Origin of the sequence: Methylobacterium sp. 092160098-2, assembly GCF_028920805.1 — a bacterium.
Taxonomy (GTDB): Bacteria; Pseudomonadota; Alphaproteobacteria; order Rhizobiales; family Beijerinckiaceae; genus Methylobacterium; species Methylobacterium fujisawaense.
This window is the reverse complement of sequence record NZ_JAQPZJ010000001.1, coordinates 1,826,230-1,843,274: the sequence shown is the minus strand read 5'-3', so window position 1 is coordinate 1,843,274 and position 17,045 is coordinate 1,826,230. Positions and strand designations below refer to the sequence as shown.

The following is a 17,045-nucleotide window of genomic DNA, read 5'->3' as shown; positions in this document are numbered from 1 at the left end:
CAGATTTTTCTGGGATGTCGGGCCGGCATGCCGAGAAGGCCGTCCTGGCGCCGGCCGGACGACGTCGAGGATCCACGAAATTCGGTCAGGTCGGTGTCCGGCCGGCCACATCCCGATGCGGCAGGAGGAAGGGCTGGTCGCCCTCGGGCACCCGGCCGACCGGCCAGCGGACGCCGAAGACCCGCGCGATCAGCTCGTCCGTCAGGACCTCGGCCGGTCGCCCGCGCGCGACCAGCCGGCCCCCGTCCAGAACCAGAAGCCGGTCGGCATAGGCCGCGGCGAGGTTGAGGTCGTGCAGGATCGCCACCACGGCGACGCCGGCCGCTGCCAGCCCGGCCGTCGCGTCGAGAAGCGCGCCCTGGTGGCGGAGGTCGAGACTCGCGGTCGGCTCGTCGAGGAACAGCACCTGCCGCTCCGCGACCGTGCGGCCGGCCTCCAGCTGGCAGAGCACGCGGGCGAATTGCACCCGCGCCTGCTCCCCGCCCGACAGAGTCGGATAGGCGCGCCCGGCGAGATGGGCCGCGTCGGCCTGTTCGAGGGCCCGGGCCAGGATCGCGGCGCGGTCGCGGGCGCCGAGGCCCCGGCCGATGCCGTCGAGGCCGATCCGGACCACCTCGGCCGCCGTGAATGGGAAGGCGAGGCGCGCCGCCTGCGGCAGCACGGCCCGCATCGCTGCGAGCCGCCAGGGCGGGATCGTCTCAATTGCCGCGCCGGCATAGGCGACGGTGCCCCGGGTCGGGCGCAGGGCGCCGCTGAGCAGGCGGAGGAGGGTGGACTTGCCGGCCCCGTTCGGGCCGACGATCACCTGGAGGGTGCCGCCTTCCACCCCCAGGGAGACGTCGCGCACGAGGTCGCGCCCCGCCACCGTGACGGTCAGGTCGCGCGCCGTGAGCAGGGCCGGATCAGACATCGTCCGCCCGCACCCGGTCGAGGAGCAGCCACAGGAAGACCGGCGCCCCGACCAGCGCCGTGACGATCCCGATGGGCAGTTCGGCGGGCGCGGCGACGAGGCGCGCCACCACGTCGGCGAGGATCAGGAAGGCGCCGCCGAGGAGCGCCGAGGCCGGGAGCAGCAGCCGGTGCCCCGGGCCGACCAGCAGCCGCAGGGCGTGCGGCACCACGAGGCCGACGAAGCCGATCACCCCGGCCGCCGCCACGCTGGCGCCGACCGCGACCGCCACCAGCACGATGCAGGCGCGCTTCAGCCGCTCCACCGGGACGCCGAGATGGAACGCCTCGGCCTCGCCGAGGACCAGGGCGTTCAGGCCGCGGCCGAGGAACGGGACCGCGGCCAGCACCGGCAGGATCAGCGGCGCCGAGGCCGCGACCTTGGCCCAGGTGGCGCCCCCGAGGCTGCCGAGGGACCAGAAGGCGAGATCGCGCAATTGCCGGTCGTCGCTGACGAAGGTCAGCAGGCCGGTCAGCGCGCCGGTCAGCGCGCCGAGGGCGATCCCGGCGAGCAGCATCGTCGCCACGGCGGTGCGCCCGGACCGCGTGGCGAGGACGTACAGGATGAGGGTCGCGCCCAGGCCCCCGAGGAAGGCCCCGGCCGGCAGGACCGCGTAGGGCAGCGGCCCGGGCAGCCCGAGATGGGCGAGGATGCGGTCGCCGAGGACGATGATGAGCGCGGCGGCGAGCCCCGCCCCCGACGAGACCCCGACCAGCGCCGGGTCGGCCAGGGGATTGCGGAACAGCCCCTGCATCAGCGCGCCGGAGACCGCCAGCCCCGCCCCGACCATCAGCCCCAGCAGAGTGCGGGGCAGGCGGATGGAGAGGATCACGAGGGCGTCCCGGGCGCGCGCCGGATCGCTGCCGTCCCCCAGCAGGACCGCGAGGACCCGCTCCACCGGGATGCGGATCGCCCCGAGGCTCACGGAGAGCAGGGCGGCGGCCACCACCAGGGCCGCCAGGATCCCCAGCACCCAGGGCGCCGTGGACCGCCGGCTCACGCGCGCCGCCCGCCGCCGCGCGGCTCAGTCACGCGGCAGGTCCGGGTAGAGCGCCCGCATCAGGTCCATGGCGGCCTGCGGCGTGCGCGGACCGAAGCCGAGGAGGTAGAGCCCGTCCATGGCCACCAGCCGGCCTTGGGCGCCCGCGGGGGTCTGGGCGAGGGCCGTGCCGGGGGCGAAGATACCCTCGGGCTTCGGCGGCTCCGGGCCATTCTGCATCATCACCACCGCGTCGGGAGCGGCGGCCACGATGGCCTCGTCGGTCATCGGCTTGAAGCCCTCCAGGCCCGTGGCCGCGTTGGCGATGCCCGCCAGGGTCAGGATGCCGTCCGCCGAGGAGCCGGCACCGCCGACGACGGTCCGGCCGCCCTGGACCGAGAGGACGACGAGGGCCCGGGCCGGCCGGGCGATCCGGGCGCGCCGGGCCGCGAGGTCGGCGAAACGGGCGCGGACCTCGGCCTCGAGGGCCTCGGCCGCGCGCTCCAGCCCGGCGAGGCGCCCGACCGTCTCGATCTTGTCCAGCACGCCCTCGGGGCTCGGCGGCTCCGTCACGGTCTCCACACGCAGCCCGGCCTCGCGCAGCTGCGCCAGGACCGCGGGCGGGCCCGCCCCCTCGGTGGCGATGATCAGGTCGGGCTGCTGCGCCAGCAGGCCCTCGGCCGAGAGCGCCCGCAGGTAGCCGACATTCGGCTTCTCGCGCAGCGCCTCGGGCGGGTAGAGGCTGGTCGTGTCGATCGCGACGATCCGGCCGCCGGCGCCGAGGCGGTAGAGGATCTCGGTGACGGCACCGCCCAGTGCGGCGATGCGGGTGGCCGCCTGCGCGGCGGCGGCGCGCGGGGCGAGCGCACCGGCCGCGGCGGCGGCCAGGAGGGTGCGGCGCGATATCGGGGCGGGGGCGTTCATTTGGTCAGGATCAGCTTGTCGCTCGCGGTCACGCGCAGGCGATAGGCGTGGCCGCCGTGGCGGATGACGATCTCCCGGCGCCCCTGCAGGAGACGCGCGGAGCCGATCTCGGCCGCCGGCTCCGGCAGCGGAACGGGCTGCGTCGCGCCGGGCCCCGCGCGGGTCCCAGCCGGAAAGCCGCGCTGCCCCTCTCCTTCGGCACGCAACATGGACCGATCGCTCCAGAGCTGTTGTTTGTAAATCTTCAAATGAAAGACTTACTTGGATAGAGAAACAGCTTAGCGGCAATCGATTGCGGGCGCCACCCCGCTGCGGTGGCGTCGTAATACTTCATAAATCTCCTGTAGAGGCCGGGCGATTCCGATTTTCGGATCCGCCGATGCGGCGCTGGACCGGTTCGGCTCCGTCGAGACCCTCGACCCGAGCGATATCGGCCGGAGCGCTGTCGACCGCGACGACCGGGTGCCATCGGGGCCCGCGCCCAGAGCGGGCCGGCATGGGCCGCCACGCTGCGCGCCCAGTCCGGCCGCGCGATCGCCGCAGCGGTGAGGCGGGCGAGGCGCTGCGTCGGATCGCCGGAGCTGAGCGGCGTCAGGCCGCCGCGCCCTGACGCGGGCCCGCGTCCCAGTCGCCCCCCCAATCCTGGACGCTGTGGCCAGGCGCGACCTCCCGGTAGAGCCGCTCCGGCGCCATGTAGTCGGGCGCGCGGATCGGACTGCGGATCTCGTCGTCCGGCAGGGCGTGCCGCGCGCCCCGCCGGGCCGGATCCGGGACCGGCACGGCGGCGAGCAGCTTCTTCGTGTAGGGGTGCTGCGGGTCGCCGAAGATCGCGGCGCGCGGTCCGATCTCCACGATCTCGCCGAGATACATCACCGCCACCCGGTGGCTCACCCGCTCCACCACCGCCATGTCGTGCGAGATGAACAGGTAGGCGAGGCCGAACTCGGCCTGGAGATCGAGCATCAGGTTCACGACCTGCGCCTTCACCGAGACGTCGAGCGCCGAGACCGCCTCGTCGGCGACGATCAGCCGGGGGGTCAGGGCGAGGGCCCGGGCGATGCAGATGCGCTGGCGCTGGCCGCCGGAGAATTCGTGCGGGAAGCGCCCGGCCGTCTCGGGCGCGAGTCCGACCCGGGCGAGCAGCTCCTCGGCCCGAAGCCTTGCCGCGCGGGGCGCGGCGAGGCGGTTGATCAGCAGCGGCTCGGCCACCGCCGCACCGACGCTCAGGCGCGGGTCGAGGCTCGCGAACGGGTCCTGGAAGATCATCTGCATGCGCTGGCGGCGGGTGCGCAGGGTCTTCGGGTCGAGGCCGGTGATGTCCTCGCCGTCGAGCAGGACCGAGCCCGACAGCGGCTCGACGAGGCGCAGGATCGCGCGGCCGGTGGTGGACTTGCCGCAGCCGGATTCGCCGACCAGCGCCAGGGTCTCCCCGGCCGCGAGGCTGAACGAGACCCGCTCCACCGCGTGGACGCGGCCGGTCACGCGGCCGAGGAGGCCGGAGCGGATGTCGAACCGGGCGGTCAGGTCGCGCACCTCCAGCACCGGGCGCTCGGCGGCCCTGACGGTGTCGGGGGTCTCGGGCGTCGGCGCCGCCAGGCCGGTCGCCCGGTCGACCACCGGGAAGCGCATCGGGCGGGCGCGGCCCGCCATGGTCCCCAGCCGCGGGACCGCGGCCAGCAGCGCCCGCGTGTAGGGCTCGGCGGGGGCGTCGAAGATCCGTGCGGTCGGGCCGGCCTCCACGGCGCGGCCCCGGTACATCACCACGGTGCGGTCGGCGATCTCGGCGACCACGCCCATGTCGTGGGTGATGAACAGGACCGACATGCCCTCCTCGTCCTGCAGGCTCTTGATGAGGTCGAGGATCTGGGCCTGGATCGTGACGTCCAGCGCCGTGGTCGGCTCGTCGGCGATGAGGAGCTTCGGCCGGCAGGCGAGCGCCATGGCGATCATCACCCGCTGGCGCATGCCGCCGGAGAAGCGGTGCGGGTATTCGTGCAGGCGCGACCGGGCGGCCGGGATCCGGACCTTGTCGAGGAGCCGGAGCGCCTCCGCCTCGGCGGCGGACCGCGACAGGCCCCGGTGCCGGATCAGCGCCTCGGCGATCTGGAAGCCGATGGTGAGCACCGGGTTCAGGGAGGTCATCGGCTCCTGGAAGATCATGGCGATGGAATCGCCGCGCACCCGCCGCATCTCGGCCTCGGGGGCCGTGAGCAGCTCGCGCCCCGCGAAGCGCACGCTGCCGCCAATGCGGCTCGCATCCCGCGGCAGGAGGCGCAGGATCGACAGGGCGCTGACGCTCTTGCCGGAGCCGGACTCGCCCACGAGCGCCACGGTCTCGCGGGGCCCGACATCGAAGGAGACGCCGTGCACGACCGCGCGCCAGCGGCCCTCCGAGCGGAAGGACACGGTGAGGTCGGAGACCGAGAGGATCGGATCCGTCACGGGCTTCACTCCTGATCCAGCGGGGTTCGACGGGGCGACTCCACACCGTCCCCGCGCCCTCCGACGCGACGATGTTCCCGCCTCTCCGATGCGCACCGACGCTGATGACGGAGCGCGACGGGCCCCCTCTCCCGTGCGGGAGAGGGTTGGGGTGAGGGATGAGAAGGTTCAGGACCGAGCACACCGTCGACGCTCCGACAGGGCGCGCCCCATCCTGAAAGACCTGATCCCTCACCCTGTCCCTCTCCCGCCCGGGAGAGGGGACCCGCGCCCGATCCTGAAGCCCCAGTGCCGGAAAGGGCCTTTCGGTCTGTCCGCCCCTCTGCGGGGGCAGGCGCGGTCACGGCAAGCCGGCAGCCCTCGAAGCCCCGCGGCATGCCCTAGAGCACCCGGCGCGGGTCGAGGGCGTCGCGCAAACCGTCGCCGATGAAGTTGATCGACAGCACCGTCAGGAAGATCGCGCCCCCCGGGAACAGCGCCCAGTGCGGGGCGACGTCGAGATGGTCCTTGGCGTCGAACAGCAGCCGCCCCCAGGTCGGGATGTCGGGCGGGAAGCCGAGCCCCAGGAAGGAGAGCGTCGATTCCGCGATGATCGCCGACGAGACCTCGATGGAGGCCGCCACGATCACCGGCCCCAGGGCGTTCGGCAGGATGTGGCGGCGCACGAGGTGCCCGGTGGTCGCCCCCTGTGAGCGGGCCGCCTCCACGAACTCCTTCTCGCGCAAGCTCAGGAACTGCGCCCGCACCAGCCGGGCGACCGGCATCCAGCGCAGGCCCCCGATCACCGCGACGATCATCAGGAACACGCCGCCCTGGCTGCCGAACACGGCCTTCAGGCTGTCGCGGAACAGGTAGATCACCAGGAGCAGCAGCGGCAGCTGCGGCAGCGACAGGAACAGGTCGGTCAGCCACATCAGCACCGGGTCGAGGAGGCGGCGCGACATGCCGGCGAGCGCGCCCACCAGCACGCCGATCAGGCTCGCCACCGCCATGGCGGCGAAGCCCACGGCGAGCGAGATCCGGCCGCCGTAGATCATCCGGGCGAGGAGATCCTGGCCGAGATCGTCGGTGCCGAACGGGTGGTCCCAGGACGGGCCCTGGAGCTGGGCCGCGAAGTCGATGTCGTCGATGGCGACCGGCCAGAGCAGGCCGCCGAACACCACGCCGGCGACGAGGAGCGCCAGCACGCCGACGCTGGCGAGCGCCAGCCGGTGCCGCCGGAAGCGCCGCCACGTCTCCCGCCCCGGCGAGGCCGGCGCGCGGGCGACGGGCACCGCCTCATCGGAGGGCGATGCGAGGGTCGAGCCAGCCATAGAGCAGGTCCGCGACGAGGTTGAACAGGATGACGAGGCCGGCGAACACGAAGGTCACCGCCATCACCACCGGCGTGTCGTTGGCCAGCATCGCGTCGATCAGCAGCGAGCCGATGCCGGGGATCCGGAAGATCTGCTCGGTGACGATGGCGCCGCCGAACACCGCCGGGATCTGGAGGGCGACGAGCGTCACCACCGGGATCAGGGCGTTGCGGGCGATGTGCCGGCGGGTCACCGTGCCCTCCGACAGGCCCTTGGCGCGGGCCGTGGTGACGTAGTCGAGGCGGGCGACGTCCAGCGCCGAGGCGCGCACGTAGCGGGTGTAGGAGGCGGCCTGGAAGAAGCCCAGCACCGCCACCGGCATGATCGCCTGCCGGACATTCGCCCAGACCCAGGGCAGGCCGGAGCCCGGCAGGTCGGCCTGGTAGACGAAGGGCAGCCAGCCGAGCTTGATCGAGAACAGCAGGATGAACAGCAGCCCGGTGAAGAAGGTCGGCAGCGAGAAGCCCACGAAGGCCAGGGTGTTGGCGACCTGGTCGGCGAGCGAGTAGGGCCGGCGCGCGGCGTAGAGGCCCACCGGCACGGCGATCAGCAGCGCCAGCACCTGGGAGGAGCCGACGATGAACAGGGTCGTCGGCAGCCGCTGCAGGATCAGCGTGTCGACGTTCACCCGGCTCGCGAACGAGAAGCCCCAGTCGCCCTGCAGCATGGCGGTGAGCCAGTGCAGGTAGCGGGTGAGGATCGGGTCATCGAGGCCGAACTTGACGCGGAGCGCCGCCCGCACCTCCGGGGGCACGTTCGGGTTGCTGGCGAGTTCGCCGAACGGATCGCCCGGCGCGAGCGCCAGGACCGTGAACAGGATCAGGCTGATGCCGAGCAGGCTCGGGATCGCGATCAGGAGCCGTCGCAGGATGTAGGCGCCCATGGCCCGCGCTCCCGCTCAGGCCTCCCGGTACCAGTCGGGCAGGAACGACAGGTCGTTGTCCCAGCCGCTGCGGGGCGCCGTGAGCGTCGCGCCCACCGCCGAGACCTCGGCGCGGTGGATCAGCGGCAGCACGTTCTCGGAGACCGCGAGGTCGTTGCAGGTGATCAGCAGAGCCGCGCGCTTGACCGGGTCGAGCTCGCTCTGGGCGGCGTTGTAGGCCTTGTCGTAGGCGTCGTTGCGCCAGCGCACGACGTTGCGGCCCTGCCACTTGTTGGCCTTCTGGGCCACCTCCCAGGAGGCGTACATGAGCAGCCAGATCGCCGGATCGGCCTGCGTCATGCTGTAGGCGTACATCTCCATGTCGGCGTAGAAATGCGTGCAGGTGTCGGGGTTCGCCGGGTCGGAGGAGAAGAACACCGAGCCGGTGACCGATTTCAGCTCGATCTCGATGCCGGCCTTGGCGGCCGCCTGCTTGATGATCGCCTGGGTCTTCTGGCGCGGGGCGTTGATCGAGGTCTGGAAGACCAGCTTGAGCTTCTTGCCGTCCTTGGCGCGGATCCCGTCGGAGCCCTTCTTCCAGCCGGCCTCGTCGAGGAGCGCGTTGGCCTTGGCCGGGTCGAAGGCGAAGCTCGTGTTCGTCGAGACGAAGCGGTCGGGGCCGTTGACCGTGTTGGCGGTGGGCTTGCCGGTGCGGCCGTAGATGTAGGTCTGGATCGACTTGCGGTCGACCAAGAGGTTCATCGCCTGGCACACCTTCGGGTCGGAGAAGGCGGGGTGCTTGGTGGTGATCGAGGCGCGCTCGCCGTCGACCTCGACGTTCGGGTCGGTGGCGTTGAGGAGCAGGAACTCGAGCTTGCCGCCGTAGACCACGTCGACCCGACCCTTGCCGCCGGTCTCCAGGCGCTTGAGCACCTCGTCCTCGATCAGCATGTTCCAGGCGTAGTCGTACTCGCCGGTCTGGAGCACGGCGCGGGCGGCCGAGACCGCGTCGCCGCCGCCCTTCATCTCGATCGTGTCGAAGTACGGCCGGTTCGGCAGGTGGTAGTCGGGATTGCGCTCGCCGCGGACGATGTCGCCGGGCCGGAACTCCACGAACCGGTACGGGCCGGTGCCCACGGGGGCGAGGTTCTGGGGCGCGTCCCGGGACTTGGCGCCGCTGTAGGGTCCGAACAGGTGCTTCGGCAGCACCATCCCGACGATGCCCACGAAGGCGTCGCACCAGTAGGGCGTCGGCTTGTCGAACAGCACCCGGACGCTGAGGTCGTCGACCTTCTCGACCTTGCAATCCTTGTAGGAGCCGGCCGTCACCGCCGCGGTGGCGGGGTCGCGGGCGTAGTCCCAGGTGAAGACGAGGTCGTCGGCGGTGAGCGGCTTGCCGTCGTGCCACGTCACGCCGGGCTTGAGCGTCCACACCACCGAGCGGCCGTCGGCGGCGAGCGCCCCGTTCTCCTTGGACGGGATCGAGGCGGCCAGCACCGGCACGAGGTTGCCGTCCGCGTCCCAGGCGGCGAGCGGCTCGTAGAAGATCCGCGAGGCGTCCTGGTCCTTGGTGCCGATGGCGAAATGCGGGTTGATCAGCGTCGGCGCCTGCCACCAGAGCAGCTTCAGGGCGCCGCCGCCGCCGGCCTTGGTCGGCTTGTAGCCGGCCCGGATATCGGCCGCCATCGCGACCCCGTTCCCGGCCAGCATCAGCCCGGCCATGGGCGCGGTGAGGCCGAAAGCCACCATCCGCTGCACGAAGGCGCGCCGCGACAAGCGGCCGCCCTTCACCTGCCCGATGAGGCCGCGCAGATCCCGCTCGTCCATGTACGCATTCCCGTTGACCGCCGCGCGGCACAGCAACATTCCGGTGGCGGCCTTGGCAAGGGGCGGGCCAGTGACGGTTCAACTGAAACGTGTTGAGGAAGGTTCGCTTCGTGCACAGCATGGCCCCGGCCCTGCATGCCAGTCCCTCTCCTGCCGCACCGAGCCGTGCAGCGCGACGCCGCCGTCTGTGCGAGCGCAGCGAAGCAATCCAGCAGCGCCACGGCCCCTGACCGTGCGCAGCCCTGGGTCGCTTCGCTGCGCTCGTGATGACGGCGCGGAGCCCGCTATGATGGGGCGAACGCGACGCGCGACCTTCCGGGAGACGACACGATGGACAACCGCAACACCGTGTGGCGCCACGTCGACGCGCAGACGGAGCGGCTGATCGCCCTGTCCGACCGGGTCTGGGGCATGCCGGAGGTCTGCTACACGGAAGCGCGCTCCTGCGCCGAGCACGTCGCCGAGCTGCGCCACCAGGGCTTCCGCGTAACCGAGCAGGTCGCCGGCATCCCCACCGCGGTGATGGGCGAGGCCGGTGAAGGCGGGCCTGTCATCGCCTTCCTCGGCGAGTACGATGCCCTGCCGGGCCTGTCGCAGGAGGCGGGCGTCGCCGAGCACCGGCCGGTGGAGGCGGGCGGCCACGGCCACGGCTGCGGCCACAACCTCCTCGGCTCGGCGGCCCTGCTGGCCGCTACCGCCGTGAAAGACTGGCTCGCCGAGACCGGCACCCCCGGCCGCGTGCGCTACTACGGCTGTCCCGCCGAGGAGGGCGGCGCCGCCAAGGCGTTCATGGTCCGCGCCGGCGCCTTCGCGGATGCCGACATCGCGATCTCCTGGCATCCGGGCAGCTTCTGGGAGGTGGCGCCGCCGGTGGCGCTCGCCAACACCCGGGCGGATTTCGTCTTCACCGGGCGCACCGCTCACGCGGCGGCCGCACCCCATCTCGGGCGCTCGGCGCTGGACGCCGTCGAGCTGATGAGCGTCGGCGTGAACTACATGCGGGAGCACATGCCGTCCGACGCGCGGGTCCACTACGCCTATCTCGACGCCGGCGGCATCGCCCCCAACGTCGTCCAGGCCGGCGCCACGGTGCGCTACTCGATCCGGGCCCGCGACCTGCCGGGCATGCTGGCGCTGGTCGAGCGGGTGAAGAAGATCGCGGAAGGCGCCGCCCTGATGACCGAGACCGCCCTCGAGGTGCGGATCGTCAGCGCGGTGTCGAACCTGCTGGGCAACGATCCCCTGGAGCGGGCGCTGCACGGCGTGATGGAGGAGCTCGGGCCGCCGCATTTCGACGAGGCCGACCGGGACTTCGCGGGCAAGATCCGGTCGACGCTGACCGACGGCGACATCGACGCCGTGTTCCGCGCCATCGGCATGCCGCGCAACGAGGCACCGCTGGCCGATTTCCTCGTGCCCCTCGACGCGCCGCGCAACCCGGCGGTCGGCTCCACCGATGTCGGCGACGTGAGCTGGGTGGTGCCGACCGTCCAGGCCCACGCACCCACGGTGGCGATCGGCACGCCGTTCCATACCTGGCAGGTGGTGGCGCAGGGAAAGACGCCCGCGGCCCACAAGGCGATGGTGCAGGTCGCCAAGGCGATGGCCGCCACCGGCGCCCGGGCGGTGACCGACGCGGCCCTGCGCGACGCCGCGAAGGCGGACCTCGCCCGCCGGGTCGGCGCGTCCGGCTACGTCTCGCCGCTGCCGCCGGAGGTCGCGCCGCCGCTCGGCATGTCGCTGGGGCGGTGAGGCCCCCTCAGAGCGTCCGGGCGCGGAGCGCCGTCACGACGATCTCGGCCAGGATGACGACGCCGAAGATCGCGGCGAGCACCACGGCGACCTGATCCCAGTAGAGCAGGTTCAGGGCGGTATCGAGCGCGACGCCGATGCCGCCCGCGCCGACCAGCCCGAGCACGGCGGATTCGCGGATGTTGATGTCCCACCGGAACAGCGCGATCGACCAGAAGGCCGGCTTCACCTGCGGCCAGTAGCCGAGCAGCAGCGTCGAGAGCCGGCCGGCGCCCGCGGCCTGCAGGGCCTCGATCGAGCCGCGATTGGCCTCCTCCAGCGCCTCGGCGAACAGCTTGCCGGTGAAGCCGACGGAGCGGAGCGCGATCGCCAGGGTCCCGGCCAGGGGCCCCGGGCCGAACACCGCCACGAACAGCAGCGCCCAGACCAGGGAGTTCACCGACCGCGAGGTCACGAACACGAACTTGGCGAACAGGTTCAGCGCGCGGTTGGGCGTGACGTTGCGGGCCGCCATCAGCCCGATCGGCACCGCGATCGCGATGGCGATCAGGGTGCCGAGCGTCGCGATGTGGAGCGTCTCCACCAGCGCCCGCAGGGTCGGCCCGACATAGCCGGCATCCATCGGCCACATCCGGCCGAACAGGTCGGCCAGCTGCTCGGGGGCGTCGTAGAGGAATTCCGGGATCACCTCGATGGTGCGCAGGCTCGCCACGAAGGCCGCCACCGCGCAGAGCGTGAAGGCGAGCCGCGCCAGCCGCTTCCACAGGGGGAAGCGCTGCCAGTGGCGCGGGCCGGCGGAAGCGGGGGCGAGGGCGACGCTCACTGGAACACCTTGCGGGCCCAGCCGGAGACGATCTCGGCCACCATGATCAGGGCGACGATGACGATCAGGATCGCCAGCACGACGTCGAAGTCGAAGCGCTGGTAGGCGGTGAACAGCGTCGCGCCGATGCCGCCGCCGCCGACGATGCCCACCATGGTGGAGTTCCGCAGGTTGGAATCGAGCTGGTAGGTGGCGAAGCCGATGAAGCGCGGCAGAACCTGCGGCTGCACGCCCATGATCAGGGTCGACAGGAAGCCGGCACCGGTCGCCCGCACCGCCTCGACCTGCTTCAGGGAGATCTCCTCGATCGCCTCGGCGAACAGCTTGGCGATGAAGCCCACCGAGGCGACGATCAGCGCCATGACGCCGGCGAGCGCCCCGAAGCCGATCGCCTTCACGAACAGGATCGCCACGATGATCGGGTGGAACGACCGGCAGAGCGCGATCAGGATGCGGGTCGGCCACGTCACCCAGGGCGGCATCAGGTTGCGGGCCGCCAGGAAGCCGATCGGCAGGGCGACCGCGATGCCGATCACCGTCGCGATCACGGCGATCTGCAGGCTCTCGAGGATGCCCGACTGGATCAGCTCCCAGCGGGAGAAGTTCGGCGGGAACATCCGGGCCAGGAACTGCTGCCCGTGGGCGAGGCCGCCGGCGAAGCGCTCGGGGGAGAAGCCGAGCTGGGTCGCCGCGTAGACCGCGTAGAGGGCGAGGAGCGCCCAGCCGGCGCGGGCGGTCCAGTTGGGCCGGAACGCGACGCGGCCGGCGGCGTCGGAGGAGGCCGGTCGGGCGGTCGGAATCATTCGAGCCAGTTCTCGCCGCCGTAGATGCCGCGCAGGTCGGCCTCGCTCAGCCGGTCGGGCGGCCCGTCATAGACCACGTGCCCGCCCGACATGCCGACGATCCGCGCCGCGAAGCGCTGGGCGAGCGCCACGTTGTGGATGTTGACCACCACCGGCACGCCGCGCTCGGCCGCGAGCCGGGACAGGATCTCCATGATCTCCACGGAGCTCTTCGGATCGAGGGACGAGGTCGGCTCGTCGGCGAGCACGATCTCGGGCTCCTGCATGATCGCCCGGGCGATGCCGACGCGCTGGCGCTGGCCGCCCGACAGGGCGTCGGCCCGGCGCGTGGCGAAGCCCGACAGGCCGACCGCGTCGAGGAGGTCGAAGGCGCGGGCGATGTCCGCCTCGGGGAAGCGGCGCAGCCACGCGCGCCAAGCCGGCACGTAGCCGAGGCGGCCGCAGAGCAGGTTCTCCATCACCGAGAGGCGCTCGACCAGGTTGTACTCCTGGAACACCATCCCGATCCGGCGGCGCGCCCGGCGCAGGGCGGGGCCGGAGAGCCGGGCGAGGTCCTCGCCGCGGAACAGGATCTCCCCCGCGGTCGGCTGGACCAGCCGGTTGATGCAGCGGATCAGGGTGCTCTTGCCGGTGCCGGACGGCCCGATGATCGCCGTGAGCCCGGTGCCGGGCACCACGAGGTCGATGCCCTTCAGGACCGGCTGGCCGGGCCGGTATTCCTTGGTCAGCCCGCGGATCACCAGGGCGCGGGGATCCTCCGCCCGGGGATCGCCGTCGGGTCCGTCCTTGACCGCGCGCATCGCGCTTCCCGCCGTCACAGCCTGCATCACGGCTTGGGCGCGTCCGCGGCCTTCTTGCGGGCGGCCTCGGCCTCGCGGGCGGCCTCGCGCTCGTAGGCGACCTTGTTGTACGGCGTGCCCGATTCCTCCGCGACCTTGCGGACGATCGCCCAGTCCTTGAGGTAGGTGATCGGCGCGAACCGGTCGTCGCCCTCGAAATCCTTCACCATGTCGGGTGGGAAGCGGAAATCGTAGAAGCACTGCTTCAGCTTCTCGGCGAGGTCCGGCTTGAGATCGTGGGCATAGGCGAAGCCCGAGGTCGGGAACTTCTCGCTCGTGTAGATCACCCGGTAATCGTCGCCCTTGATCGTGCCGCGGGCGACCATCCGGTAGAACACGTCCGAGGCCACCGGGGCGGCGTCGTAGTCGCCGGTGCCGACGCCCAAAGCCGACTTGTCGTGCCCGCCCGAATAGATGAGCTTGTAATCCTCGCCGGGCTTCAGCCCCTGCTCGGGGAAGAGGGCCTTGGGGGCGAGGTTGCCGGAATTCGACGACGGCGCCGTGTGGGCCACCCGCTTGCCCTTCAGGTCGGCCAGCGTCTTGTACGGGCTGCTCGCCTTCACCACGACGATCAGGTTGTAGCCCTCAGACCCCTTCTCGGTGCCCTTGGCGGCGAACGGGACCGCGCCGGCCATGTTGACGGCGAAGCCGAGGGGCCCGGTCGAGAAGCCCGCCACCGTGAGCCGGCCGGAGCGCATCGCCTCGATCTCGGCGGAGTTCGACTGGACCGGATAGTAGACGACCCGCTTGCCCGTGCACTGGCTGAGGTAGGTCGTGAACGGCTTGAACGAGTTCTCGTAGACCGCGGGATCCTCCACCGGCGTGTAGGCGAAGACGATGACGCTCGGGTCGCGGGTCTTGGCCGGGACGTCGGCGACGAGATCCTTGTCGGCGTCGCAATAGGCATCGTCGAGCTGGCCGCGGTTGGGACACGCGTCGGCCCTGACGGGCGACAGGAAACCGAAGCCGCAGAGCAGCGCCAGGGCTGCGCCGTATCGGGCGAATGTCACGCGGTATCCTCCCTGCGGAGCCGTGCCTCGGGCCGGCGCCGTCATGTCCTCGCTCGATCGCGGCCGAGCCTTAAGTCGGCAAACTTGTAGGCGGCGGCTTCCGGGCGATGCAAGGCAGTCCGTGGAACAGAAGTTGAAGGACACGGCCCGGTGACAGGGGCCTGCGGCGGATCCGAAGCGTCCCGTTTCCGTCGGCATCCAGGTGCCCACCGCCGGAGCCCCAGGGCGTGACACCGGGCGCCGAAGGGAAACCGGTTCCGTCCTGGCGCGCCGCGACAGGGCCGCCGCGCCGCTGATACGGTATCGCGCGGCTGTGGAGCGTTTCGATGCGGCGATCAATCCTGTTCCTGACGGCCGGCCTCCTGGCCTGCAGCCCGCGTGCGGCCTCCGCCGAGCCGGCGCAGGACGGCGTCGCCGATCTCGGCAGCTATGCCGCCCGCGTGGAGATGCATCCCTTCGAGAGCCTGACGCTGACCGACCGGCAGTTCCTAGCCGGCACGTCCGAGGGTGCGAAGCCCGTCACGGTCGCCGGGCTCCTGCGCATCGCCAAGCCGGGGTCGGAGCGGTTGCCGACCGTGATCCTGATGCACGGCTCCGGGGGCCTCGGCGGCAACATCGAGTTCTGGCAGCGGGCGCTGGCGGCGCGGGGGATCTCGACCTTCGCCATCGACGGCTTCACCGGCCGGGGCCTGACCAGCGTCAACACCGATCAGAGTCTCCTCGCGCGCACGAACCTGATCCTCGACATCTACCGGGCGCTGGGCGTGCTGGCCCAGCATCCGCGGGTCGATCCGTCGCGCATCGCCGTGATGGGCTTCTCGCGCGGCGGCCAGGCTGCGCTGTATGCCAGCCTCAAGCGCTTCGACGCGGCCTGGAACCGCTCCGGCGTCACCCCCGCCCTCTACCTGCCGGTCTATCCCGACTGCGCGATCCGATTCCGGGACGACACCGCCCTGGTGGACCGGCCGATCCGGATGTTCGGGGGCAGCGGCGACGATTACAATCCGGCCGCGACCTGCGCCGCCTACGCCGAGCGACTGAAGGCGGCCGGCGCCGATGTCGGCCTGACCGTCTATCCCGGCGCGCAGCACGTCTTCGACAACCCGAACGGGCCGGCCCACCCCGTGGTCGCCAAGGGCGCGCAGACGGTCCGGGCCTGCGCGATCCGCGAGGCGGAGGGCGGCGCCCTCGTGGAGGGCCCGAACGCCACGCCGTTCGCCTATACCGCCCCGTGCGTGCAGCACGACCCGCATATCGGCTCCGACGCCGCCGCCCGCGCCGCGACCCTGTCGAGCGTCTCGGACGCGCTCGAGGCCGCGTTCCGGCGGCCGTGACGGCCGGATCGTCGCCGGATCGACGCCGTGCAGGCGTCACTGGAGATCGATGACCGTCCGTCCCGACGGATGGGCCCGCGGTGCGGGCTCCCGCCTGTTGCCGAGGAAGTCCGTCGGCGGCAGGGCGCCGGGCTTGGCGCCGGGCTTGGCGACCGGTGCGCCGCGCGCGGCCTGCACCACCTGTTCGGGGCGCTCGGACGTGGCCGGCCCCGCGACCGGCGGCAGGGGCGCCACCACGCGTCCCTCCGCCTGATCGAGGCAGCGCCGCAGGGCGCCCGGGTCCGGCAGCAAGGTGCAATCGTTCACCGAGAGCGGGCTCGGCTGCGCGGCGGCGGGGGCCGCACCGAGGCCGGCCAGCAGGGCCAGGACGGCCCGGGCTTGCCGGGACCGGGCTTGCCGGGACCTGGCTTGCCGGGACCGGGTCGGGATCATGGCTGCGCCTGCCGGATCCGCGGGTTGACCTGCCGGATCTCGACCTCGCTCGGCTCCGACGGAAGCAGCCTGCGTGGGACCGGCGCCCCGACGCGGCCAGCCTGCTGCTGCGCCTGGGGCGCCATCGGCTGCGGGGACGGAGCATTGGCCCGGACCTGCTGCGGCGGTTGTGCGGGCGCGTCCGCCTGGTCGAGCCGGCCGAGCCGCACCCGCACATACGCGACCGAACGGTTGGCCGCATCGAACCCGCACTCGTAGGTCACCCGCACCCATTCCTTCGCGGGGCTGAGGAAGCGGATCGAATCCCCCCGATAGCGCACCACCGTGGCGGCGCCCTCGGGCGCCTCCGCCTGCTGGAAGATCTTGGCGAAGGGCCGCGAGACCCACTCGAAATCCGTCGGCGCCTGCGCCTCGATCCGCGGCGCGCAGATCTGGGACGCGATCTCGTTGTTGGCGCGCACGCAGGTGGCGTCGCAGCCCGCGGGGGCGGGCGCCGGTTGCGTCGACGCGGCCCTGGCGGAGGCTGGCTGCTGCGCGGGCGGTGTCTGTGGTGAGGCTGCCGGCGGGGCCGGGGCCGCGGGCGGAGCCTCGGCCGAGTTGGCGCCGACGGACCCCAGGGTCGCGGTGGCGAGCAGGACCTGCATCAGCGATCGGCCGCGCTGCCTCATCGTAGCCTCCCACCCAACGCGTATCGCAGACGATTTTTCGTCTTGC

Annotated in this window: 16 protein-coding genes; 2 read left to right on the top strand and 14 right to left on the bottom strand. The window is 72.2% G+C overall.

Annotated features, from left to right (window positions below; genetic code table 11):
- Nucleotides 1–85 precede the first annotated feature (85 nt).
- The 8 genes from PQI07_RS08750 to PQI07_RS08715 all read right to left on the bottom strand — a co-directional run bounded on the left by PQI07_RS08750 (nucleotide 86) and on the right by PQI07_RS08715 (nucleotide 9,338).
- Nucleotides 86–910, bottom strand: a complete 825-nt coding sequence (locus PQI07_RS08750; protein WP_179697520.1) for a heme ABC transporter ATP-binding protein — start codon at nucleotides 908–910, stop codon at nucleotides 86–88.
- On the bottom strand, nucleotides 903–1,949 hold the full coding sequence (locus PQI07_RS08745) for a FecCD family ABC transporter permease (protein ID WP_274926462.1): 1,047 nt from the start codon (nucleotides 1,947–1,949) through the stop codon (nucleotides 903–905). The genes PQI07_RS08750 and PQI07_RS08745 overlap by 8 nt, the downstream gene beginning before the upstream one ends.
- 24 nt (nucleotides 1,950–1,973) lie before the next feature.
- Nucleotides 1,974–2,852 (bottom strand): heme/hemin ABC transporter substrate-binding protein, encoded by an 879-nt coding sequence (locus PQI07_RS08740; protein ID WP_179697522.1) that lies wholly within the window; start codon nucleotides 2,850–2,852, stop codon nucleotides 1,974–1,976.
- Nucleotides 2,849–3,061 (bottom strand): hemin uptake protein HemP, encoded by a 213-nt coding sequence (locus PQI07_RS08735; RefSeq protein WP_043353304.1) that lies wholly within the window; start codon nucleotides 3,059–3,061, stop codon nucleotides 2,849–2,851. The genes PQI07_RS08740 and PQI07_RS08735 overlap by 4 nt, the downstream gene beginning before the upstream one ends.
- 382 nt (nucleotides 3,062–3,443) lie before the next feature.
- Nucleotides 3,444–5,294 (bottom strand): ABC transporter ATP-binding protein, encoded by a 1,851-nt coding sequence (locus tag PQI07_RS08730; protein ID WP_043353309.1) that lies wholly within the window; start codon nucleotides 5,292–5,294, stop codon nucleotides 3,444–3,446.
- Between the two features lie 380 nt (nucleotides 5,295–5,674).
- Complete coding sequence (locus tag PQI07_RS08725; protein WP_053609320.1) at nucleotides 5,675–6,607, bottom strand: ABC transporter permease; 933 nt, start codon at nucleotides 6,605–6,607, stop codon at nucleotides 5,675–5,677.
- A complete protein-coding gene (locus PQI07_RS08720) occupies nucleotides 6,573–7,532 on the bottom strand; it encodes an ABC transporter permease (RefSeq protein WP_111473507.1) in 960 nt (319 codons plus the stop codon). Before PQI07_RS08720 ends, PQI07_RS08725 begins: the two co-directional genes overlap by 35 nt.
- Nucleotides 7,533–7,547: 15 nt before the next feature.
- Complete coding sequence (locus PQI07_RS08715; RefSeq protein ID WP_274926461.1) at nucleotides 7,548–9,338, bottom strand: peptide ABC transporter substrate-binding protein; 1,791 nt, start codon at nucleotides 9,336–9,338, stop codon at nucleotides 7,548–7,550.
- Nucleotides 9,339–9,668: 330 nt separating this feature from the next.
- Here PQI07_RS08715 and PQI07_RS08710 point away from each other — a divergent pair, with 330 nt between their 5' ends.
- On the top strand, nucleotides 9,669–11,090 hold the full coding sequence (locus PQI07_RS08710; protein ID WP_274926460.1) for a M20 family metallopeptidase: 1,422 nt from the start codon (nucleotides 9,669–9,671) through the stop codon (nucleotides 11,088–11,090).
- 7 nt (nucleotides 11,091–11,097) lie between these two features.
- Here PQI07_RS08710 and phnE (PQI07_RS08705) read toward each other — a convergent pair whose 3' ends face one another.
- Genes phnE (PQI07_RS08705) through phnD form a run of 4 tightly spaced genes read right to left on the bottom strand, consistent with a single transcriptional unit; the run spans nucleotide 11,098 to nucleotide 14,565 of the window.
- The gene (gene phnE, locus PQI07_RS08705; protein ID WP_043379068.1) at nucleotides 11,098–11,913 is read right to left on the bottom strand and encodes a phosphonate ABC transporter, permease protein PhnE; all 816 of its coding nucleotides are present in this window, start codon (nucleotides 11,911–11,913) and stop codon (nucleotides 11,098–11,100) included.
- Nucleotides 11,910–12,716 carry a phosphonate ABC transporter, permease protein PhnE gene (gene phnE, locus PQI07_RS08700; protein WP_043356475.1) on the bottom strand — a complete coding sequence of 269 codons (807 nt, stop codon included), beginning with the start codon at nucleotides 12,714–12,716 and terminating at the stop codon, nucleotides 11,910–11,912. The genes phnE (PQI07_RS08705) and phnE (PQI07_RS08700) overlap by 4 nt, the downstream gene beginning before the upstream one ends.
- Complete coding sequence (gene phnC / locus PQI07_RS08695; RefSeq protein ID WP_051045083.1) at nucleotides 12,713–13,516, bottom strand: phosphonate ABC transporter ATP-binding protein; 804 nt, start codon at nucleotides 13,514–13,516, stop codon at nucleotides 12,713–12,715. Before phnC ends, phnE (PQI07_RS08700) begins: the two co-directional genes overlap by 4 nt.
- Before the next feature lie 26 nt (nucleotides 13,517–13,542).
- Nucleotides 13,543–14,565 (bottom strand): phosphate/phosphite/phosphonate ABC transporter substrate-binding protein, encoded by a 1,023-nt coding sequence (phnD, locus tag PQI07_RS08690; protein WP_274926459.1) that lies wholly within the window; start codon nucleotides 14,563–14,565, stop codon nucleotides 13,543–13,545.
- Nucleotides 14,566–14,891: 326 nt separating this feature from the next.
- On the opposite strand from phnD, the gene PQI07_RS08685 reads away from it, so the two are divergent.
- Entirely contained in the window at nucleotides 14,892–15,899 is a 1,008-nt protein-coding gene (locus PQI07_RS08685) for a dienelactone hydrolase family protein (RefSeq protein ID WP_274926458.1), read from the top strand.
- Nucleotides 15,900–15,935: 36 nt separating this feature from the next.
- Here PQI07_RS08685 and PQI07_RS08680 read toward each other — a convergent pair whose 3' ends face one another.
- Entirely contained in the window at nucleotides 15,936–16,331 is a 396-nt protein-coding gene (locus PQI07_RS08680; RefSeq protein WP_274926457.1) for a hypothetical protein, read from the bottom strand.
- The gene (locus PQI07_RS08675; RefSeq protein ID WP_139239473.1) at nucleotides 16,328–16,999 is read right to left on the bottom strand and encodes a hypothetical protein; all 672 of its coding nucleotides are present in this window, start codon (nucleotides 16,997–16,999) and stop codon (nucleotides 16,328–16,330) included. The genes PQI07_RS08680 and PQI07_RS08675 overlap by 4 nt, the downstream gene beginning before the upstream one ends.
- Between the last annotated feature and the right edge of the window lie 46 nt (nucleotides 17,000–17,045).